The sequence below is a fragment of the Bradyrhizobium sp. WCU1 genome, assembly GCF_053474805.1.
This window is the reverse complement of the sequence record NZ_CM130280.1, coordinates 6081719-6100888: the sequence shown is the minus strand read 5'-3', so window position 1 is coordinate 6100888 and position 19170 is coordinate 6081719. Positions and strand designations below refer to the sequence as shown.

22 protein-coding genes are annotated in these 19170 nt (G+C 64.8%); 10 read left to right on the top strand and 12 right to left on the bottom strand.

Annotated elements, in window-relative coordinates; genetic code table 11:
• Positions 1-27: 27 nt before the first annotated feature.
• Positions 28-1056, bottom strand: coding sequence for an SDR family oxidoreductase (locus ACTUWL_RS28425; RefSeq protein ID WP_021077971.1), 1029 nt, complete (start codon positions 1054-1056; stop codon positions 28-30).
• A 95-nt stretch (positions 1057-1151) separates the two neighbouring features.
• Between ACTUWL_RS28425 and ACTUWL_RS28420 the strand changes: the two genes are divergently transcribed.
• Entirely contained in the window at positions 1152-1580 is a 429-nt protein-coding gene (locus tag ACTUWL_RS28420) for a winged helix-turn-helix transcriptional regulator (RefSeq protein WP_106940362.1), read from the top strand.
• A gap of 346 nt (positions 1581-1926) precedes the next feature.
• Here the strand turns inward: ACTUWL_RS28420 and dksA are convergent, their stop codons facing one another.
• Positions 1927-2292: an RNA polymerase-binding protein DksA gene (dksA, locus tag ACTUWL_RS28415; RefSeq protein WP_021077973.1), complete on the bottom strand. Its 366-nt coding sequence runs from the start codon at positions 2290-2292 to the stop codon at positions 1927-1929.
• Between the two features lie 210 nt (positions 2293-2502).
• Positions 2503-3114 carry an NAD(P)-dependent oxidoreductase gene (locus ACTUWL_RS28410; RefSeq protein WP_021077974.1) on the bottom strand — a complete coding sequence of 204 codons (612 nt, stop codon included), beginning with the start codon at positions 3112-3114 and terminating at the stop codon, positions 2503-2505.
• A 103-nt stretch (positions 3115-3217) separates the two neighbouring features.
• On the opposite strand from ACTUWL_RS28410, the gene ACTUWL_RS28405 reads away from it, so the two are divergent.
• Positions 3218-3604 (top strand): winged helix-turn-helix transcriptional regulator, encoded by a 387-nt coding sequence (locus ACTUWL_RS28405; protein ID WP_021077975.1) that lies wholly within the window; start codon positions 3218-3220, stop codon positions 3602-3604.
• A 39-nt stretch (positions 3605-3643) separates the two neighbouring features.
• On the opposite strand, the gene ACTUWL_RS28400 is transcribed toward ACTUWL_RS28405, so the two are convergent.
• Positions 3644-4057, bottom strand: a complete 414-nt coding sequence (locus tag ACTUWL_RS28400) for a flagellar assembly protein FliX (RefSeq protein ID WP_021077976.1) — start codon at positions 4055-4057, stop codon at positions 3644-3646.
• Between the two features lie 264 nt (positions 4058-4321).
• On the opposite strand from ACTUWL_RS28400, the gene ACTUWL_RS28395 reads away from it, so the two are divergent.
• From ACTUWL_RS28395 to ACTUWL_RS28380, 4 genes are all read left to right on the top strand, one after another.
• On the top strand, positions 4322-5446 hold the full coding sequence (locus ACTUWL_RS28395; RefSeq protein ID WP_021077977.1) for a flagellar basal body P-ring protein FlgI: 1125 nt from the start codon (positions 4322-4324) through the stop codon (positions 5444-5446).
• A complete protein-coding gene (flgJ, locus tag ACTUWL_RS28390; protein WP_021077978.1) occupies positions 5446-5802 on the top strand; it encodes a flagellar assembly peptidoglycan hydrolase FlgJ in 357 nt (118 codons plus the stop codon). Before ACTUWL_RS28395 ends, flgJ begins: the two co-directional genes overlap by 1 nt.
• Before the next feature lie 24 nt (positions 5803-5826).
• Positions 5827-6327, top strand: a complete 501-nt coding sequence (locus ACTUWL_RS28385) for a hypothetical protein (protein WP_021077979.1) — start codon at positions 5827-5829, stop codon at positions 6325-6327.
• Between the two features lie 161 nt (positions 6328-6488).
• Positions 6489-6875: an LctP family lactate transporter gene (locus ACTUWL_RS28380; protein WP_021077980.1), complete on the top strand. Its 387-nt coding sequence runs from the start codon at positions 6489-6491 to the stop codon at positions 6873-6875.
• Between the two features lie 16 nt (positions 6876-6891).
• On the opposite strand, the gene ACTUWL_RS28375 is transcribed toward ACTUWL_RS28380, so the two are convergent.
• From ACTUWL_RS28375 to ACTUWL_RS28365, 3 genes are all read right to left on the bottom strand, one after another.
• Positions 6892-7254: a hypothetical protein gene (locus tag ACTUWL_RS28375; protein WP_021077981.1), complete on the bottom strand. Its 363-nt coding sequence runs from the start codon at positions 7252-7254 to the stop codon at positions 6892-6894.
• A 28-nt stretch (positions 7255-7282) separates the two neighbouring features.
• Positions 7283-7648: a flagellar biosynthesis regulator FlaF gene (gene flaF, locus ACTUWL_RS28370; protein WP_021077982.1), complete on the bottom strand. Its 366-nt coding sequence runs from the start codon at positions 7646-7648 to the stop codon at positions 7283-7285.
• Between the two features lie 207 nt (positions 7649-7855).
• Positions 7856-9016 (bottom strand): flagellin N-terminal helical domain-containing protein, encoded by a 1161-nt coding sequence (locus tag ACTUWL_RS28365; protein ID WP_021077983.1) that lies wholly within the window; start codon positions 9014-9016, stop codon positions 7856-7858.
• Here ACTUWL_RS28365 and ACTUWL_RS28360 point away from each other — a divergent pair.
• Both ACTUWL_RS28360 and flbT read left to right on the top strand, forming a co-directional pair.
• Entirely contained in the window at positions 9003-9155 is a 153-nt protein-coding gene (locus ACTUWL_RS28360) for a hypothetical protein (RefSeq protein ID WP_158267774.1), read from the top strand. The two genes, ACTUWL_RS28365 and ACTUWL_RS28360, sit on opposite strands and share 14 nt — an antisense overlap.
• Before the next feature lie 230 nt (positions 9156-9385).
• Complete coding sequence (gene flbT, locus ACTUWL_RS28355; protein ID WP_021077984.1) at positions 9386-9817, top strand: flagellar biosynthesis repressor FlbT; 432 nt, start codon at positions 9386-9388, stop codon at positions 9815-9817.
• A gap of 132 nt (positions 9818-9949) precedes the next feature.
• Here flbT and ACTUWL_RS28350 read toward each other — a convergent pair whose 3' ends face one another.
• The 5 genes from ACTUWL_RS28350 to ACTUWL_RS28330 all read right to left on the bottom strand — a co-directional run bounded on the left by ACTUWL_RS28350 (position 9950) and on the right by ACTUWL_RS28330 (position 17880).
• Complete coding sequence (locus tag ACTUWL_RS28350) at positions 9950-11830, bottom strand: solute carrier family 10 (sodium/bile acid cotransporter), member 7 (RefSeq protein ID WP_021077985.1); 1881 nt, start codon at positions 11828-11830, stop codon at positions 9950-9952.
• A 7-nt stretch (positions 11831-11837) separates the two neighbouring features.
• On the bottom strand, positions 11838-13715 hold the full coding sequence (flgK, locus tag ACTUWL_RS28345) for a flagellar hook-associated protein FlgK (RefSeq protein ID WP_021077986.1): 1878 nt from the start codon (positions 13713-13715) through the stop codon (positions 11838-11840).
• A gap of 46 nt (positions 13716-13761) precedes the next feature.
• Positions 13762-15582: a flagellar hook-basal body complex protein gene (locus ACTUWL_RS28340; RefSeq protein WP_021077987.1), complete on the bottom strand. Its 1821-nt coding sequence runs from the start codon at positions 15580-15582 to the stop codon at positions 13762-13764.
• 230 nt (positions 15583-15812) lie between these two features.
• Entirely contained in the window at positions 15813-16313 is a 501-nt protein-coding gene (msrB, locus tag ACTUWL_RS28335; RefSeq protein ID WP_021077988.1) for a peptide-methionine (R)-S-oxide reductase MsrB, read from the bottom strand.
• A gap of 64 nt (positions 16314-16377) precedes the next feature.
• Positions 16378-17880, bottom strand: coding sequence for an NAD(P)/FAD-dependent oxidoreductase (locus ACTUWL_RS28330; protein ID WP_021077989.1), 1503 nt, complete (start codon positions 17878-17880; stop codon positions 16378-16380).
• A 94-nt stretch (positions 17881-17974) separates the two neighbouring features.
• Here ACTUWL_RS28330 and ACTUWL_RS28325 point away from each other — a divergent pair, with 94 nt between their 5' ends.
• Together ACTUWL_RS28325 and ACTUWL_RS28320 are read left to right on the top strand one after the other, a co-directional pair.
• On the top strand, positions 17975-18517 hold the full coding sequence (locus ACTUWL_RS28325) for a SixA phosphatase family protein (protein WP_021077990.1): 543 nt from the start codon (positions 17975-17977) through the stop codon (positions 18515-18517).
• 155 nt (positions 18518-18672) lie between these two features.
• The gene (locus ACTUWL_RS28320) at positions 18673-19098 is read left to right on the top strand and encodes a universal stress protein (protein WP_021077991.1); all 426 of its coding nucleotides are present in this window, start codon (positions 18673-18675) and stop codon (positions 19096-19098) included.
• The last annotated feature ends 72 nt before the right edge of the window (positions 19099-19170 follow it).

Sequence of the window (19170 nt, the reverse complement as noted above, 5' to 3'; positions counted from 1 at the left end):
GGCAAGCGTGCCGGACGGGAGAGGCCGTCAGGTTTTGACCAGGCCGAGCCTGATCAGGCTTTCGGCGGTCGCGACGATCATCTCCGCATTGCCGCGCGGCTTCCAGCCCAGCAGGTTCTGCGCCTTGGCGCTGGTCGAGCGGCGCACCTTGCCGAGCAGCGGCAGCGCGGCGCGCGCCAGCGGATTGCGCCGCGCGGCGAGCCGCATCATCCAGTCCGGCGCCTGGAACCGGGGCACGCGCCGCGCCTTGCTGCCAAGCTTGTTGCGCAGCAGGCGGGCCACCTGCAGCACCGACATGGTTTCGCCGGCGACCGCGAGGAACCGCTCGCCCTTGGCCTTGGGCGACGTCATGGCGCGCAGATGCAGGTCGGCGACATCGCGCACGTCGACGAGCCCGAAATGGATCCGCGGCACCGCCGGCATCGCGCCGTCGAGCAGCGCCTTGATGATGCCGATCGATTCGGAGAAATCGGGACCGAGCGCCGGGCCGAACACGGCGGTGGGATTGACCACGGCAAGCTCGAGGCCATTGCCCTCGCGCGCGACGAAATCCCAGGCGGCGCGCTCGGCCAGCGTCTTGGATTTCGGATAGGCCTGCACGTCGGGGCCATCGAGATTGGACCACACCGTCTCGTCGAACGGCGCCGCCTGCGGCGGATGGCCGTAGCCGATCGCGGCAAACGACGAGGTCACGACGACGCGCTTGACGCCGGCGTCGCGCGCCGCGCGCAGCACCCGCAGCGTGCCTTCCCGCGCCGGCACGATCAGCTCGTTCTCGTCCTCGGGCGCGTGAGCACCGAGCGGCGATGCGACATGCAGCACGTAATCGCAACCTTTGGCGGCCTCGTGCCAGCGGTCATCGCGCAGCAGGTCGGCGGTCGCGAAGCCGACCTGGTCGGCCGTATCAGCGCCGCCCTCGCGCAGCATCGCGATCACGTCTTTGCTGCGATCCGGATTACGCACCGTGGTGCGCACCGCATGCCCGCCGGCCAGCAGCTGCAGGATCGTATGCACGCCGATGAAACCAGATCCGCCCGTGACCAACACCGTGCTCATGTCCTCGCCCTTTCGATGGTTCGGCGGGGTCGAACATCGCGCTGCCCACCCTGCACAGGCCGCATCTGGTCACTATCTCTGTCCTGGCAAGTAGAATGAAAATCGAGACCGGTATGGAAAACAATACCAGTGATGTGTGTGACGGCGGTGACTGCGGCAGCTGCCCCGCCGACCCGACTTTGCTGATCGACTCCAAGCAGGCGATCGGCGCGCTCAGCGGCAAATGGAAGCTCGAGATCCTGTTCACGCTGATGCACGGCGGCGTGCGGTTCGGCGCGCTGCGCCGTGCGCTCGTGCCGATCACCCAGCATATGCTGACCGGCCAACTGCGAGAACTCGAGCGCGATGGCTTGGTGGCGCGCAAGGTGCTGGCCGAGAAGCCGCTACAGGTCGAATACGAGCTGACGGATTCGGCCTGGGGCCTGACGCCGGCTTTCCGCGAACTGCTGGCGTGGTCGAAGACCCACGGCCCGCGCCGCAGTGCGCTGGCAATCGAGACGACAGTCGAAGCCGGACTGGCGTAGATTGTTGTCGATCTATCGCCGCATCGACGTCGATCCTGACAAAGCCCTGTTCGATGAATTGCGCGATTTGTGCGCCGCTCAGCGCACATGCGTCGTCCCGATGAGTCATATTTGTCTCTCAAACTGCCACGGGCCATCGATACTCCGCGGTGCGCGGAATTGGGCTGACCCATTCGGATCACTGGAATCCCACGAGCCCAGGCTCGCGGGGACGATCAGCGTTTCCTGCCGGAAACGGGATCAGCCCAGGAAGAAGACCGATGCGATGTTGAGAGTACGTGTCATCATGGCGGCGCGAACCTACGACCGGTGCGCGCCGGAATCAATCTGTGGTGGCCAGCCGCCACTATTCGTCGCGATAGACCTTCTCGCGCTTCTCGTGGCGTTCCTGCGCCTCCACCGACAGCGTTGCGATCGGGCGGGCTTCGAGCCGCTTCAGCGAGATCGGGTCACCGGTCTCCTCGCAATAGCCGTAGGTGTTGTCTTCGATGCGCTGGAGCGCCGCGTCGATCTTCGAGATCAGCTTGCGCTGACGGTCGCGGGCACGGAGTTCGATCGCGCGGTCGGTTTCCGAGGAAGCTCGGTCCGCGAGGTCGGGGTGATTGACGTTCTCTTCCTGCAACGTCTGCAGCGTGACCTTCGATTCGCGGAGGATCTCATCCTTCCAGGCCAGCAGCTTGGCGCGGAAATAATCGCGCTGCCGCTCATTCATGAAAGGCTCTTTTTCAGTCGGCCGGTAGTTCTTCAGCTTTTCCAAAGGCAGCCATGTCCCTGTGAGGCGGAGGGAACAGGACCCCTCCGCGCGGCGCCTTATATAGCCACGTCATGTGACAGACAATATCTGCCACCGCGAAAGGCGGGCCGCCCCCAAGGCCTTGCACAGGCAAACTTATCCGCCCTGCTTGGGGGCCGCCCCGCCCCCTCAATAGCCGACCGTGAAACGCTGGCGGAGATGGGCCGGACGCTCGATTTCGTCGGCGAGTGCAACTGCGAAATCCTCAAACGAGATCGAGCTTTTGCCGTCGGCGGCGGTCAGAAGCTGGTCGGTCCCGAGCCGGAACTTGCCGGTCCGCTCGCCCGCCACGAACAGCGCCGAGGGCGACAAAAAGGTCCAGTTCAGGTCGCTTTGCTGGCGCAGCAGGTCAAGGAATTCGGCCCCCTTGGAGGCCTCGGCCTTGTACTGGGGCGGGAAGTTCGGCGTCGTCACCAGGCGGACGCCGGGGGCCACTTCGAGGCTGCCGGCGCCGCCGACCACCAGATAGCGGCCGACCCCGGAGGCCTTGGCGGCCCCGATCAGCTTGAGGGGGTCGCTGACCGAGAAATGGACGGAACTGATCGCGGCATCGTGGCCGGCCCACAGCGCGGCGAGGCCCGCCTGGTCGTTCACGTCCCCCTTCCGGGCGGTGACGCCCGGCAGGGTTGCGATCTTCTCCGGGTTGCGGGCGATGGCGGTGACGGCGTGGCCGCGGCGGGCCAGTTCCGCCGTGATGCGCGAGCCGGCCTGGCCGGATGCGCCGGCGATGGCGATCTTCATCTCAAGTCTCCGATTGATGGTTTCCGATGGTGACTAGATAGCGAAATGGATGTAGGTGTGAAGAAGGCACTCTTGTCTCACCTGATTACGCCGGAGTAACCCGATGAAAGCCTCGAGCCTGAAGCCGGACGCCTATGCCGCCAATTGCCCGACGCGCCAGATCCTCGACCGGGTCGGCGACAAATGGGCGGTGCTGATCCTGCTGCTGCTGCGCAGCGAGCCGATGCGCTTCAACCAGCTCCGCCGCGCCATCGAGGGCATTTCGCAGAAGATGCTGTCGCAGGTGCTGAAGAGCCTGGAGCGCGACGGGCTGCTGCGCCGCCGCGCGATCGCGACCGTCCCGGTCACCGTGGAGTATTCGATCACGCCGCTCGGCTCGACACTCGCCCAGGCGGTCGATCCGCTGCGCGACTGGGCCGAGCAGAATCTGAAGGAGGTGCTGGCTGCGCAGCGCCACTACGACGCCCAGCGCAAGGCACTGGCGGCCTGAGACGCGCGTGGCGTGAGACAGGGGGATTGAGGGAAGAGCCTAGTATTGCCCGGCCTTGGCGAGCTCGACTTCGACCCGCAGTTCGATCTCGCCGAGCACGGCGTCGAGGCCGGGATCGCCGGAGGATTCCTTCAAGCTCGCCGCGGCATCACGCAGCCGGTTCACGGTTGAGGAATCGAAATTGCCTGAGAGCAGGCCGAGCTTGAGCGCGTCGAGCACGTCGAGGGCGCCCTTGCCGCGGGCCACCGAGCGCTTGCGGCGTTCGGTCGGGTCCTCGACGCCCTGCAGCGCGAGCAATGCATCGAGGCTGGCGGCGGCCTTTGGTGCTGCGGTGGAGCGGACCTCCTCCTGCGCGCTGGTCGCGTCCGGCAGCGAGAAGCCGCTCGACGAGGTGCGCCGCGTGGCGCTGGTGGACGTGCCAAGCGTGGTGCCGTTCGGTCCGTAGATGCGCATCGCCATGATCCCGCAGGCCTGAATGCCGCAAGCATCGCCGTTTTATGGTTAACGACACGTAAACGACCCGGCAATTTCTGCCGCCACACGGCAGTTTCGCGCTTGCTGGCCAACCCCAACCCAACGCGAGCAAGACAATTTCGATAAATATATCAATACATTGCCCCAACGAAACAAAGTGGCACGCAGCTCGCATGGTTAATGGCGGATCGCCGTCATGGGAGTGTCGCGCGATCCGCCAGTGAGTTCGAGGGGAGCATCAGGATGCCCGGCATCCGCATCGTAAGTCTATTCGGGTTGGCCTGCGCCGCGCTGCTCGCGCTGGCGGCTTCCGCCATGCCCGCGGCCGCGACGTCGCGGATCAAGGATCTCGCCAACATCGAAGGCGTGCGGCAGAACCAGCTGATCGGCTATGGCCTCGTGGTCGGCCTCAACGGCACCGGCGATACGCTCAACAACATCCCCTTCACCAAGCAGTCGCTGCAAGCCATGCTCGAGCGCATGGGCGTCAACATCCGCGGCGCCACCATCCGCACCGGCAACGTCGCCGCGGTGATGGTCACCGGCAACCTGCCGCCGTTCGGCACCCAGGGCACACGCATGGACGTGACCGTCTCCGCGCTCGGCGATGCCAAGGACCTGCGCGGCGGCACCCTGCTCGTCACCCCCCTGCTCGGCGCCGACGGCAATGTCTACGCGGTGGCGCAGGGCACGCTGGCGATCTCCGGCTTCCAGGCCGAGGGCGAGGCCGCCAAGGTCGTGCGCGGCGTGCCGACGGTCGGCCGCATCGCCAACGGCGCCATCATCGAGCGCGAGATCGAGTTCGCGCTCAACCGCCTGCCCAATGTGCGGCTCGCGCTGCGCAATGCCGACTTCACCACCGCCAAGCGGATCGCCGCCGCGGTCAACGACTATCTCGGCGTCAAGACCGCCGAGCCGCTCGATCCCTCCACGGTGCAGCTCTCGATCCCGCCGGAGTTCAAGGGCAACGTCGTCGCCTTCCTGACCGAGATCGAGCAGTTGCAGGTCGATCCCGACCTCGCCGCGCGGATCGTGATCGATGAACGCTCCGGCATCATCGTGATGGGCCGCGACGTCCGCGTCGCAACCGTAGCGGTGGCGCAAGGCAATCTCACCGTCACGATCTCGGAAGCCCCGCAGGTCAGCCAGCCCAATCCGCTGTCGCGCGGCCGCACCGTGGTGACGCCGCGCAGCAATGTGCAGGTCACCGAGGACGGCAAGAAGTTCGCGGTGGTCAAGGACGGCGTCTCGCTGCAGCAACTCGTCGACGGCCTCAACGGCCTCGGCATCGGACCGCGCGACCTCATCAGCATCCTGCAGGCGATCAAGGCCGCCGGCGCGATCGAAGCCGACATCGAGGTGATGTGATGGCAAGCCTGATCAACAGCACCACCGGCAGCATGCCGAACAAGGCGTTGATGCCGATGTTCAAGGGCCGTCCCGATCCGGTGCTGCAGGACGCGATGAAGAAGCTCACGCCGCAGCAGATCACCAAGGCGAAGGCCACCGCGACCGATTTCGAATCGATGTTCCTGAACTCGATGTTCTCGCAGATGACGACCGGCCTGAAGGGTGAAGGTCCCTACGGCGACACGGTCGGTACCGGCCCGTGGCGCTCGATGCTGACCGACGAGTATTCGAAGAATTTCGCCAAGTCCGGCGGCGTCGGCATTTCCAACGACGTGTTCCGCTCGCTGATCCTGCAGCAGGCGAACAAGAGCTAATTCCGCTATCCAAGGAGCAGCGCGATGAACCAGCGTCCACAGCAGCCGCGGCCAGCCTCCGCCCCCGTCGCGCGGGGTGCGACGTCGACGCCTCCCGACGTCGCGCGTCTTGCCAACGAGCTGACCGAGGTGATGGGCGGCTTGCTCGCCGTCATCGAGCGGGAGACCGAGTTCGTCCGCGCCGGCAAGATCCGCGAGGGCATGCGGCTCGAGGCGCAGAAATCGGAGCTGTCTCGGCGCTATATGCTCGCGGTGGAGCATCTGAAATCGATGCAGAAGATGCTGTCGCAGAGCGAGCCCGAACTGCTCGCGACGCTGCGGCGTCATCACGAGACGTTCCGCGCGATGCTGCAGGTCAATCTGACGGTGCTTGCGACCGCGCACGCCGTCTCCGAAGGCATCGTGCGCGGCGTCAATGCCGAGGTGCAGCGCCGCAACATCCCGAACACCTACACCGCGAACGGACAACGCGCCGCGCCAGGTCCGCGCAACATGACTCCGATCGCCGTCAGTCGGACGCTCTGACGCGCACGGCCTACAATTTAGTTCAATTCGACGCGGCCTTGGCAGCACGCCGTTCAGCGTGTTCTCTAACACCCTATTGAGAGGTTCCCCGTAGAGTTGCGGATCGTGAGGGGTTGGGATTTGACTCGAGCAAACTAGTGCCTGTGCACTACGAGGCTGCCATGAGTACAGATTTCAACATCAAGCCGGTGGGGGCACCGGTTGCAGCGCCGATGATCACTCCCGCGAGCGATACGGCGCAGAAGGCGGTGAAGACCGAATTGCCCGCGAGCCAGAGCGTCACCGCTCCGGAGCCGAGCGTGCGCGTCACGATCGACCCCAACGCCGTCAACGCGTCAATTTCAAATCGGGCCCCATCGGTCACCGACCAGGTCATCATCGATCGCGACGCCCGCGCCGTGGTCTATCAGGTGGTCGACAATCGCACCAACCTTGTGGTGAGGCAGTTTCCGGAAGAAGCCGTCTTGCGCCGCCGCGCCTATTTCCACGCGCTCGATCTCAGCAAGGACGCGCCGACCCGGGCACGCGCAACCGACCGCCGCGCGTAACCAGGCGAATGGAGCCTCACTTCTGTGTAGCGTAGGCCTTGTCGAGATAGGTCGATCCGGTGGCCGGATCGGTGACAACATTGGCGATCAATGCCGTCCCCTGCTGCACCAGCGAAAACTTGGTATCGCCGACCCGGAACGCGCCGTCCTTGATCAGGACGTCCTGGTACTTGCTGGTGCCTTCGCTCTGATAGTGAACCTTGGCGCGGAAGCCGTCGACGTTCGACACCGAGATGTTGAACGACTTGTTGTTGGCGTACTTGCCGCTCCAGCTGCCCTCATAGAGCTTCGGATCGACGGCCACATAGGGCGTCTTCGACGGCACCGTGAGGCCGGCGGCCTTGTAGTTGGCGGACAGGATGCTCAACACGTCGGCCATGGCTAGGCCTCCATCGTGAACCGGTCAATCAGCCGCGGCCGGAGAGGCCGGCGGCGATATTGCAGTTGATGTCGATCAGAGACTTCAGCTTCGCCGGATCCGGGTTCATCTGGATGTCGATGGTCTGCTTCATCACGAACACGCTGATGTTTGCGATGTTCTGACGCACCTCGAGCGGCTGCGGATTGTCGTTGCCCTCTGCCGCGCTGAGGAAGATCGACCACAGCCGGCGATTGAACAGCAATGCGTGATCGAGCGCCTTGTCGAGGCCGTTCCAGTTCGCCTGGACTTCCTGCAGCTGCCGCGCGGCCTTCAAGAGCGCCTGCGCTTCGATTTCACGTGGGGACGCCGTCGTCGTTGAGGTACGAGCGTAGGCCTGGGCTGCATTCGACATTAATGACCTCGATGGGATGCGGATTTCTCGAGCCGCGGAGACGCAATTCTAGCGCTCGATATTTATGCATCCGGCGCCTTTAAATATGGTTAGCAGACGTTACGAAATACGCCGTTCTTACGGCATGGACAGATACCGTAATATCCCGGAGATAAACGAGAAACGGCGGGGTTTCCCCCGCCGTTCCTGAAGTGCTTGTCGTCGCGCTTAGCGGAGCAGCTGCAGCACGCTCTGCTGGCTCTGGTTGGCGAGCGCGAGCGCCGAGACCGCGATCGACTGGCGGGTCGACAGCGCCTGGCTGTTGGCCGCTTCCTCGTTGGTGTCGGCCAGCGTCAGGTTCGAAGAACCGGTCTGCAGCACGTTGATCAGGTTCTTGGAGAAGTCCTGACGGATCTGCACGATCGAGAGGTTCGAACCCAGCGTCGAGGCTTCGCTGCGCAGCGAGGAACTCGCCGTGCTCAGCGAAGCGATCACGTTGTTCGCCGAGTTGTTGTCGAGGAAGTCGGTTCCCGCCGCCAGCGATTTCAGGCCGAGGCCCGCGGCGTCGAACTTGACGCCGGTGATGCTGAGCGTGGACTTGCCGGTCTCGTTGAAGGTCAGCTTGAGGCTGTCGCCGCTCAGCAGGTTGATGCCGTTGAACGAGGAGTCCTGCGCCGTGGTCGTGATCTGCGAGATGGTGTTGTTGTACTGCGTCACCAGGGCCGCACGGGCCGACTGCGAGGCCGCATCGGCAACCGGGGCAGTCGCGGCGCCGAACGTCGCAGTGCCGGTGCCGGTGTAGGTCACCGCACCGATCGTCGAGGACGCCGCGTCATTGGTCGTGGTGATGACGAGCTTGTTGGAGCTGTCGAGGCTCGCCGTCAGATTGCTGGCCGACAGCGACGTGTTCAGCTGGGCAAGCGACGTGCTGGCACCAAAGGTGAAGGTGAAGGCGGGCTGGCCGGCAGAGGCCGCGATCGCCAGGGTGTCACCGCTCTTGATCGTGGCGCCGTCGACGAGGTTCGCCGCCGTTCCGCCGAGCGCCGCCGCCGAGCTCACCGTCGACCGCGTGGTGTAGCCGGTCGGGCTCTGCAGCACCTGGTTGGCAATCGACTTCGCGGTATCGACCAGCTTCTGCAGCGAGGTGATGCCGGTGTTGGCAGCCTGCAGCACCTGCACACCGTTGCCGATGCCGTCGAGCAGGTTGTTGATGTCGCTGGCGCGATTGTCGAGCGACTGAGCGGTGAAGAAGTTGGTCGGGTTGTCGAGCGCCGTATTGACCTTCTTGCCGGTGGCAAGGCGGTTCTGCGTGGTGGAGAGCAGATCGGCGGTGGACTGGAGGGAGAGGAGGTTCTGGCGAACGGAGGAGGAGAGAATGATACCGGACATTTTCATACCTTTCTGGTGTGAAACTGAGGAAAAAACCGCGCCAATCCTTTCTGATCGGGCGGATGGCCGATCCTGCGGACAAGCCGCCAAGGAAAAAGAAATCTCCGGCAAGGCATTTAAATCAAATGCGGAAGAATAAAATTGTCGCCATTGGGCGAAGTTCGCCGCGAAAACTACTGAGACAACTGCCGATTCCGGCCGAACGCCGCCGCCTGTGCGGGCTCGTCATTCACCAAGCATTAACCATCATGGGAAAGGATCGCTGTCGCATCGGCCCCGGGCCGCAACGGCGGCTGCTAAGCAGTGCCGAGCACAACCTCGATCCGCTAGCGATGACATCGCGCGATTGCCCGGCAAAGGAGAACGGTCATGGCCCTGAAGGTCGAACTCAAGCCGAACGAGCGCATCATCGTCGGCAATTGCGTGATCACCAACACCGATCAGCGTGCTCGCCTCCTGATCGACGGCGACCGCATCCCGATCCTGCGCGAGAAGGATATCCTGACGCCGGAGACCGCGGACACGCCGGCGAAGCTGATCTATCTCGCAGTGCAGCTGATGTATCTGTCGCCGGACCCGATGGCGCACCACCCGACCTATTTCAGCCTGGTGCGCGACATCATCACCGCGATGCCGAGCGCCTGGCCGTTCATCGAGAGCGTCAACAACTTCATCCTCAACGGCGATCTCTATCACGCGCTGAAGGAATCCAAGAAGCTGATCGCGCATGAGGAGAAGCTGCTGGAAAGCGCGCGCGGCCAGCAGAAGGCCAACCAGGACGATACCCGCAAGAGCGCGTAGAGCTTCTCGTCCTGACGCGTTTTCTTCACGCGAACCGGCGTCATTTCGCTTGAAACGCCAGCCTCTCGGTCTGAACGAACAAGGCCCCCGCGAGGAGGCCTTGTTGCTGGCTGGAGATAGGCAGGCGGGCAATCAGCCGATCGGCAGATACTTCAACAGCGTGGTCTGATACAGCATCGACGTGGTCTGGTACGAGGCCTGCAAGCTGGTTTGCAACGCCAGGATCTTGGTCGCGACCTCATCCTGATTGACGCCCTCGATCGAGTCGAGCATCGTTTCCGACATGCTCTTGAGCTGGGTCTGGCGATCGGTTGCCGCCTTGGTCGCGGTCTGGGCACCGGCGAACTCGGCCTGCACGTCCTGGATCTGCTGCTGGCCGCTCTGCGGGGCAAGATTCGCGCCGACCCGCTGCGCGAGCGCGGTCACCTGTGCGTTCGCATTCGGATTGCTGGCATTGGTGGTCACCGCGGCGTACACCGCGACATTCTGCAGCAAGTAGCGGAACGCCTGTTCGTTGGCGCGCGCGCCATACTGCACCGTGATCGACTGATCGACTTGCGCGAGGGCGGTGCCGCGTGCGGATCCCGGGCCGTTTTCGCCGGTGTACCAGTACACGGTGTTGGCGGGCGTGCCCGCGACCAGATTGCTCGCTGTATTGAAGGGCGGTCCCCCTACCCTGAGCGGCGCCGGGGTCGCGGTCGTGTTGTTGGCAATGCCGAGCGCGCCGAGTGCTGCGGTGTTGGAGCTCGAGATCGCAAGGTTCTGACCATCGGCGCCGTGGAGGGTGATCGCGCCATTGCTGATGGTCGACGGATTCTTGGTGCCGCTGATCTGGTCGATCTTCGACATCAGCGTCTGCACGCTGTCGGTGATGTTGACCTGGTTGCCGGTGGCGCCCGAGGCCACGAAGGTGATCGGGGTGCCGTTCACCGTGATGGTGTCGCCGGCCGCGAAACTCGTGGACAGCGAATCGGTGCCCGCCGCCCCCGAAAGGGCGGTGGCGCCCGAGATCGGCGCCGGCGGCGTGTTGTGGTTATTGACGGCGGCGCCCGACACGGTCGCGACCGGATTGAAGAAGTTGTTCGAAGCCGCGATCGCGGAGGCCGCGACCAGTGATGTGTCGCTCAGCGTCTTGATGGACGACGTCAACGTCGCCTGAAGGTTGGCCGTCGTCGCCGTGGTGTCGGCACCGATCAGGAACGAACCGGCCGGCGGCGGGTTCGTCGTCGTTGCCGTGAGCTCGACTGCATCGGTGGTGCCGTCGGGCAGCGTGAAGTTGAACTTGATCTTGTCGCCATCTTTCGGATTGACGGCGCCGAGATCGACCGACGCCGACTTCGGCGTCCCGGCCGGCTGCGTCACCGTGGCGCCGGTCAATGACGACTGCACCGACAGCAGCTTCAGGCCGAATGGCGAGCCGTCCTCAGCGACGCTGGTCACCGTCGTGGTCGCCGGCGGCGACGACACGCTGAGGCGTCCCATCAGGTTGGCGCCCTGATCGGCCTGCTTGCGCTCGTTGATCAGCTGGGTGAGGCCGGCCTGGGTCGCCGTGCCCTTCAACATGGTGTCGGCAGGCACCGTGGCCGGCGTATCCATGGCACGGCCGGAGAACAGATAGCGGTCGCCCGACTGGGTATTGAGCATCGCGACCGCGTTGGCGAACGCGGCCTGCGCCGTGATCTGGCCCGAGGTCTGCCCGTTCTCGTTGAGCGTCAGCGTCGCCGTCGTCGAAGCGTTCTTCACCTGACTGCCGACGTCGGACAGCCCCTGCAAGCTGAGATTGGCTACACTCAGGCGGGTGTTGAGGTTGGTGGCGGTGTCGGAAAACGCATTGATGCCGCTGATCTGCGCACGCAGGCTGAGTGCGAAGCCGCGATCGAGCCCCTGCCCCGCATAGGTCGTCGATACCTTGCCGGTCGCAAGCTGCGTCGTCAGGTCATTGAGCTGATTGCGCAGGTTGAGGATATTGGTGCCGATATAGGAAGTTCTGCCGCTTACGCCGTCGATCGACATGTTACCCTCACGAGATCTGCAGCAGCGCGTCGTACATCTGCTTGATCGACGACATCACGCGCGCATTGGCGGAATAGGCGTTCTGGAGCGAGAGCAGATGCGCCATCTCCTCGTCCATGTTGACGCCGGAGGTCGAGTCCATCTTGGTCTGCAGCGTATTCAGCACGACGTCCTGACCGTCGGCCAATTGCTTGGCGGCCGTCGCCGATTCGCCCTGCTGGCTGATGAACTGCTTGGCAAAGTTCAGCAGCGTGCCGGTGAACGGCGCGCCTGACGTGCCGAGACCGGTCTGCGGCGAATAGCTGAACGAGGCGTTCGACAGCTGGTTCAGAACGAGGTTGGCCCGTGTGGTGTCTCCGGCCGGGGTCTGCGGATTGGTCGCGTACACGACCATACGCGAGGGATCGCCGACCAGGGCGGTATTGACACTGATGCGCGCGGCAAGACCGGTCGACTGCGAGCCGTTTCCGGTGATCGCGCCGGTGTAGAGCGCGCCATTGTCAGTGAACATCGGAAGCTGCGGATCTCCCGACGTCAGCGACGAAACCGTCGACGTGACCGAAGCTGTGGTCACGGTTGCCTTGTTGGCGGCGCCATCGTTGAGCACCCGCAACGTCGATCCCGAGGGGTTGGAGAACTGCAGGCCCGTTCCGCCGAGCGCGCCGTTGAGCTGGGCCAGCACCGAACTCATGCCGCCGGAGAAGTCCACTCCCAGCACTTCGTCGTTCGGATCGACGGTCGCGCTGTTGCTCAGCGGCAGCACGCTCGGATCATTGACACGGATGATCGACAGATTGTGCGTGAGGCCTGTGGTGTTGTCCTTGTAGGAGACGTGGATGGTATTGCCGTTCTGCAGTCCCGAAAGATCGAGGTCGAAGCCGGACTGCGCGCCCGCCGTCGCCGCCGTGCCCGCCGTCGTCTTGTCCGACAGCGCGCTCGACATCGAGGCGGCGAACTGGTCGATCTGCGTCTGCGCCTTCACCAGCGTGTTGTCGCGCAGCTCGAGATAGGCCGCGATCTTGCCCGATCGGATCGAGTTGGTCGACACCATGTCATAGGTGCCGCCTTGCGGAAACGTGATGGTGATGGTGCCGACGGTACTCTTGGTCGGATCGGAATTGTACTGCGTGTTGGGCGTCATCGTGCCCTGGGCGTTGAAGCTGAGCGTCGCGGCCTGGGCGCCGACCAGTTGCACGCCGGAATTGGTGAACACGGTCACCTGGTTCTGGCTGTTGGTCACGGTGCGGATGTCCATCAGCTGCGAAAGCTGCGTGACGTAGCGGTCGCGCTGGTCGAGCAACGCCGCGGTCGACGCGTCCTGCGTGCCGCCAGTGGCCTGCAGCTGCACATTGAGGCGCGCAATCTGCTGCAATGCATTGTTCGCAGTGTTGATGGAGTCGTTGATGCCGGCCTCTGCGTTGGCGCGCAGCGTCTGGATTCCCTGCGAGGTCGCGTTGAGCTGCTGCGCCATCGATTGCGCGGCATTGACGACGCCGATGCGGGCCGACTGCGAGTCCGGGCTGGTCGACAGCCCCTGCACCGCGGTCAGGAACTTGTTGTAGGCGTCCTCGATCGTGCCGGTGGAGTCGGGATTGCCGTAGACGCCCTGCAGATTGGACAGGAAACTTGAGCGGACGTCGGCGTAGGCGGCGCCCGACGTCTCGGTACGCAGCTGGGTCTGCAGGAATTCGTCGAGCTGGCGGTTGACGCCCGTGATCAGGACGCTCGACCCGAACTGGCCGGTGGTGCCGGTATCCTGGTTCAGCGTCTTCCTGACGTAACCGGGCGTTTCCGCATTGGCGACGTTCGACGACACGAGCGAGAGCGAGGCTTGCGTGGCACGCAGGCCCGACATCGCAGTGGAGAGGGCTTGGCTCAAACCCATGATGTGTACTCGCCTTTACTGCTTCACACGCGCATCATCGATGCGATCAGCGCACGACGTTCAAGAGATCCTGCACCATCGAATTGGTCGTCGTGATCACCTTGGTGTTGGCCGAATAGGCCTGCTGGGTCACGATCAGCTTGGTGAACTCGTCGGCGATATCGGTGTTCGAGCTCTCGAGCGACGAACCGACGATGGTGCCGGCCTTGCCGAACAGCGCCGCGCCGGACTCGTCGGTCGCCTCGAACGCACCGCCGTCGATGCGCTTGAGGAAGTTGGTGCCGTTGAAGGTCGCCACCGAGATTTCGGCGAGGTCGATGTTGCGGCCGTTGGTGTAGTTGCCGACGATGCGGCCGTTGGTCGAGACGCTGACCGACTGCAGCTGGCCGGCCGGGAAACCGTCCTGCTGGATCTGGTTGACCTGGACGTTGCCGTTGGCGTCCGCGAACTGGGTCACGCCCCCGGAGCCGAAATTGATCACCGGGCTGCCGAGCGACACGCCGTTGACCACGGCATTATTGAGCGTGACCGACGAGATCGCCGGCGACATCTGGCCGTTCGCCGCGAAGGTGAAGTTCACGTTCGCGTTCTGCCACGCAACCTGCGTGCCGGTCGCATTGGGATTGACCTGGTAGAACATGTTCCAGGTATCGGTATGGCCGGCGCCGAGCGAGGCGCTGTCGCTCTTGGCCCAGCGCAATTGCAGGTTAACCGGCGCGCCGGAGACGTCGTAGGCCGTGACTGCGCCGCCGGCGACGCTCTCGTTGAGGAACGTCGTGTTGTCGTTGCCGACCACCTGGCCGGTGCCGACCGTGCCGCCGCCGCCACGCGTCGCCTGCGCAGTGGTGGTGAAGCCGAGAGCCGTGAATGCAGCGTTGTTCGAGCTCGTCACCGACAGATCGGAGTTGACGCCGGAATGCAGGGTGATCTTGCCGCCGCTGATTGTGGAGGGAGTCGGGGGGACGGTGGCAGCGGCACCGGTGATCGAGTCGATCTTGCCGAGCAACGTTCCGATGCTATCGGTGACGTTGAGCTGGTTGGCGCCCGCGCCCGAAGCCACGAACGTGATCACCGTGCTGTTGATCGTGATGGTGTCGCCGACGTTGAAATTGGAAGCGATCGAGTCGGTGCCGGAGGCGCCCGAAAGCAAGGTCGCGGCGGTATTCGCCGCCTGCGGCGTCTGCTTGTTGTTCTGCGCGGCGCCGGTGACGGAGGAATCGGTATACGGCGCGGCCGGCGTGCCCAGCACCAACGGATTATGGCCAGCGCTGAACGCGCCCGGCCGCAGCAGCTCGGAGCCCGGCACCGACGTGTCGTGCGCGGTGGTCAGAGGGTAGGACGCGAGGTTGGCGCGATAATCGATCTTGGTGGTCTGCTGCGCAGGCAGGAAGTCGTTCTTGAACCGCAGCACCTGCGGCGAGGAGCCGGAGGGGTTGCCGGTGGTCGGGTCGATCCGCACGCCCTCGAGATAATAGCCGGCGCCGTTGACGAGGTAACCGTCCTTGTTGAGCTGGAAATCGCCGCGGCGGGTATAGCGGTCGACGCCGTCGAACACCGGCGAGCCGTCGGTGAAGCCGCCGGGCTTTTGCACCGCGAAGAAGCCGTTGCCGTTGATCGCCATGAAGGTCGCGACCGAGGCCGACTGCACGTCGCCCTGCACCGAGTTGGTCGAGCGCGACTGCGCGGTGACGCCGCCGGCGAGCTGCGCGGTCAGCGCGGTCTGCGGGACGAGGTCGAGGAAGGAGGTATCGATGCGCTTGAAGGCCGTGGTCTGCGAGTTGGCGATGTTGCCGGAGATATTCTCAAGCGCGTACGACCCTGCGCGCAAGCCACCGACCGCCGTCGTAAGTGCGCCGAAGATACCCATGACATGTTCTCCAATTCGATTCCCGGCGGCTGGCAATCAGCAGATGGCCGCATCGGCGGAGCATGTCGCAAAGGTCGTGCCAGGAAACGAAACGTAACAAAATCATGCGCTTGAAAAAAATGCCCCGGCCGTTTAACCGGGGCACAATTGCCGGGCAGGCAACAATTGCCGGGAGGGAGCGCAGTTTTGACCGCGACGCGAACCGGTCCCTGCTTCGCTCGAAAACGCTGTCAGGTCGCCGACGGCGCCGCCGGGTGGAACATCAGCGCAAAGCCGTCCATGCAGTAGCGCAGCCCGGTCGGCTTCGGGCCGTCGTCGAACACATGGCCGAGATGGCCGCCGCAGCGGCGGCAATGCACCTCGGTGCGCAGCATGCCGAAGGTGCGGTCCGACGTAGTGCCGATAGCGTTGTCCAGCGGCTTGTAGAAGCTCGGCCAGCCGGTGCCGCTCTCATACTTGGTCTCGGACGAGAACAGCGGCAGATCGCAGCCGGCGCAGGCGAAGGTGCCCTTGCGGTGCTCTTTGAGCAGCGGGCTCGATCCCGGCCGCTCGGTGCCCTGGTTGCGCAGGATCTCGTATTGCTGCGGCGTCAGCTGCGCGCGCCATTCGGCGTCGGTCTTCTCGATCTCGAATTTCTCGGCGGCATGCGCCGGCGAGGCGCGCAGCCAGCGGAAGGCCGCGAAGCTCAGCAGGCTGGCGACGGAAGCAAGCAGGATACGGCGATCGATCATTAATCATCTCCGATGCGGACGGGCAAACAGGTTCGCCAACAAATACGAACCCCGCCGCCGGACGTTACATCCGCCCGTCGGAGATCCGCTCACTTTCTTGCGAGGCGTGAGGATACGGCGTCTCACCCTCCCCGATCCGCCGGGGCGGCACGGGCGGCGGCACCGGCCGCACCACGGCTCCCGGCGGCGGACGGCGCGGCGCCGGTCCCCGGGTTCCGGCCTTGAGATTGGCCTCGGCCAGCCGCGCCTCGCGCAGCCGTTCCTTCGCACGTGCACTCTCGCGATGGCGCGCCAGGGTGCCCGCCACGGATGCAGCGCCCCTCGCCCACAAGCCGACGAAATGACCGGCGACACGACCGGTGGTGCCGCCGGCCCAGACCAGCTCGAACGGAGAAAACAGCCGCCAGCGGTCATCGCCCCACAGAATGCTGCGCGCGATCAACTGCCCGGCGAGCGCCGAGGTGTTGAGCCCCTGCCGGCCGAAGCCGCTCGCCACCCACAGGCCTCTGCGCAGCTGTCCGATCTGCGGCATGCCGTGCACGGTGACACCAACCGCGCCGCCGAACGTGTCGGCGATCGGAACCTTCCCGAGCTGCGGGAACACCGTGGCAATCCGGCGCTGCACCGCCGCACCAAGCCGCTTCGGCCGCGCGTTCCAGGTGGTTTCGGGACTGGCCCACAACAGGCGATCGCCATCGACGACGCGAAAATGGTCGATGCCGTTGCTGTCGACGACCGAGCCGGAAAAGGCGATCGCCTCGGCCAGCCGTTCTCCGAGCGGCTCGGTCAACGCCGCGTAGCGCCACACCGGCAGCAGCGTATCGGACAGGCGCTTCAGCGGCGCGCCGAGGTGGATATTGCCGGCGAGGACGATGTGATTGGCACGCAAGCGCGCCGACGGCGTCACGATGCGTTTGCGGATGCCCGAAAAGTCGATGCTGACGACCGGCGTCTCCTCGAAGATCCGGACCCCCGCCCGCACAGCCAGCGCGGCGAGGCCGTGGACATATTTGCGGCCATCGATCTGGAACGCCTTCGGATAGTAGATGCCATGGAAGTAGCGGCCGGTCCTGAGCACGCTGCGGACGCGATCGACCTGCCAGCCTTCGACTTCGGTCGCAAATTCCTCGCCAATCGTCTGCAGGCGGCCGATCAGCGCTTCGCCGACATCGACATTGGAGACTTCCAGCGCGCCGTCGCTTGGGCTGATGCCCGGGATCAAATCCTCGGTGGCGGTGGCGCGCACATAATCGGCGCCCTCCTTGGACAGCGCCCATAGCTGCCGGGCATCATCGAGGCCGACGCGCTCGATCACATCCGCGATCGGCAGGCCGAAGCCCGGCATCACGGTGCCGAGATGGTGGCCGGAGGCGTTCCAGCCGACCTGGCGCCCCTCGAGCACGGCGACGCTGGCCCCGAGCCGCGCCGCCTCGCGGGCCACGGTCAGGCCCGCCAGCCCCGCCCCGACCACGCAGATGTCGACGTCGAGGTCGAACGCCAGGCGGTCGCGGAACGGCGAGGCCGCCGCATCGGGGCCGTCTGCCGCACTTGTGGAAGTCTCGCTCATGTCGTTTCTTACGAACCGCTGCGGCGCTTGTCACCTTGTCCAGGGCATGAGCCTGTAGAATTAATTCGACCAGACCGAATCGAGATGGAAGTCCATGCGCCGTTTGCTGCTGCTGCGTCACGCCAAGACCGAAACCGACGCGCCGTCGGGGCAGGACCAGGACCGCCGTCTCGATGAGCGCGGCCACCGCGATGCGGCTGAGATCGGCGGCTGGATCGCGCGCCACCCGCCGTTGCCCGATCTGGCGCTGGTGTCGCCGGCGGTCCGCACCACGCAGACCTTTGAGATCGTGCGCGAGGCGCTGACGGGTGCCGGACCTGCGCCGAAAGTCGACTTCGTGCCGGAACTCTACGGCGCCGATCCGGCGCTGCTGCTGACCGCGATCCGGATGGCCTCGGTCACCGATCCGAAGCAGCTGATGCTGATCGGCCATAATCCCGGCATGCACGAGCTGGCGCTGACGCTGACCGGCAGCGGCGACGAGGCGGCCAAGCGCGCGCTCGCCGACAATCTGCCGACTTCGGGACTCGCCGTGTTCGACTTCGCGACCGACGACTGGAACGACGTCTCCTTCCGCCGCGGCAAGCTCGTCCTGTTCGTCAGCCCTAAACTGTTGAAGCAGGCCTCGCGCGGCTGACGCGAGCGGACACCGCCGCGCCGCCATGTTATATTGCCGATGCGCGACAGGGGGACCGGTTCGCGTCGACCACGAGCTACTGCAAGAAAAAGAAGGCGCGCGTCCCTGGCACAGGGACCAAACGGCTCCAGACCAATCGCGGACAGGAGGCGCAGATGTACAAGTCCATTCTCGTGCCGATCGACCTCGCCGATACCGATCTGGCGAAGCCTGCGATCGCAACCGCTGCGACACTGTCGCAAACCTGGAACGGCGCGGTGCGTCTGCTCAACGTGCTGCCGATGACGCCGGTGATGCTCGCCGAATATGTGCCGGCGGATTTCGACAGCCAGCAGCGTGAAACATCGGAAGAGGCGCTGGCGATCGTGGCGCGCGAATCCGGCATCGCGCCCGGGCGCATCTCGGGCGTGGTCCGCCAGGGCGGCATCTATCACGAGATCCTCGAGGAGGCCGCGACCATGAAGGCCGATTTGATCGTGATGACCTCGCACCGCCCGGCGATGCGCACCTACTTCCTAGGCTCGAATGCCGGCCACGTGGTGCGCTACGCCAAATGCTCGGTGCTGGTGGTGCGGCACTGAAGCGCGATCGGTCCGGCCGCACCGCGTACCATCTCAACGACCGCGGCAGGAGCGCGCCGCTGCCGAAATATC

Coding starts and splice junctions, on each gene's coding strand:
- ACTUWL_RS28425 (WP_021077971.1), bottom strand. CDS start 1,056: ATGAGCACGGTGTTGGTCACGGGCGGATCTGGTTTCATCGGCGTGCAT.
- ACTUWL_RS28420 (WP_106940362.1), top strand. CDS start 1,152: ATGAAAATCGAGACCGGTATGGAAAACAATACCAGTGATGTGTGTGAC.
- dksA (WP_021077973.1), bottom strand. CDS start 2,292: ATGAATGAGCGGCAGCGCGATTATTTCCGCGCCAAGCTGCTGGCCTGG.
- ACTUWL_RS28410 (WP_021077974.1), bottom strand. CDS start 3,114: ATGAAGATCGCCATCGCCGGCGCATCCGGCCAGGCCGGCTCGCGCATC.
- ACTUWL_RS28405 (WP_021077975.1), top strand. CDS start 3,218: ATGAAAGCCTCGAGCCTGAAGCCGGACGCCTATGCCGCCAATTGCCCG.
- ACTUWL_RS28400 (WP_021077976.1), bottom strand. CDS start 4,057: ATGCGCATCTACGGACCGAACGGCACCACGCTTGGCACGTCCACCAGC.
- ACTUWL_RS28395 (WP_021077977.1), top strand. CDS start 4,322: ATGCCCGGCATCCGCATCGTAAGTCTATTCGGGTTGGCCTGCGCCGCG.
- flgJ (WP_021077978.1), top strand. CDS start 5,446: ATGGCAAGCCTGATCAACAGCACCACCGGCAGCATGCCGAACAAGGCG.
- ACTUWL_RS28385 (WP_021077979.1), top strand. CDS start 5,827: ATGAACCAGCGTCCACAGCAGCCGCGGCCAGCCTCCGCCCCCGTCGCG.
- ACTUWL_RS28380 (WP_021077980.1), top strand. CDS start 6,489: ATGAGTACAGATTTCAACATCAAGCCGGTGGGGGCACCGGTTGCAGCG.
- ACTUWL_RS28375 (WP_021077981.1), bottom strand. CDS start 7,254: ATGGCCGACGTGTTGAGCATCCTGTCCGCCAACTACAAGGCCGCCGGC.
- flaF (WP_021077982.1), bottom strand. CDS start 7,648: ATGTCGAATGCAGCCCAGGCCTACGCTCGTACCTCAACGACGACGGCG.
- ACTUWL_RS28360 (WP_158267774.1), top strand. CDS start 9,003: ATGATACCGGACATTTTCATACCTTTCTGGTGTGAAACTGAGGAAAAA.
- ACTUWL_RS28365 (WP_021077983.1), bottom strand. CDS start 9,016: ATGTCCGGTATCATTCTCTCCTCCTCCGTTCGCCAGAACCTCCTCTCC.
- flbT (WP_021077984.1), top strand. CDS start 9,386: ATGGCCCTGAAGGTCGAACTCAAGCCGAACGAGCGCATCATCGTCGGC.
- ACTUWL_RS28350 (WP_021077985.1), bottom strand. CDS start 11,830: ATGTCGATCGACGGCGTAAGCGGCAGAACTTCCTATATCGGCACCAAT.
- flgK (WP_021077986.1), bottom strand. CDS start 13,715: ATGGGTTTGAGCCAAGCCCTCTCCACTGCGATGTCGGGCCTGCGTGCC.
- ACTUWL_RS28340 (WP_021077987.1), bottom strand. CDS start 15,582: ATGGGTATCTTCGGCGCACTTACGACGGCGGTCGGTGGCTTGCGCGCA.
- msrB (WP_021077988.1), bottom strand. CDS start 16,313: ATGATCGATCGCCGTATCCTGCTTGCTTCCGTCGCCAGCCTGCTGAGC.
- ACTUWL_RS28330 (WP_021077989.1), bottom strand. CDS start 17,880: ATGAGCGAGACTTCCACAAGTGCGGCAGACGGCCCCGATGCGGCGGCC.
- ACTUWL_RS28325 (WP_021077990.1), top strand. CDS start 17,975: ATGCGCCGTTTGCTGCTGCTGCGTCACGCCAAGACCGAAACCGACGCG.
- ACTUWL_RS28320 (WP_021077991.1), top strand. CDS start 18,673: ATGTACAAGTCCATTCTCGTGCCGATCGACCTCGCCGATACCGATCTG.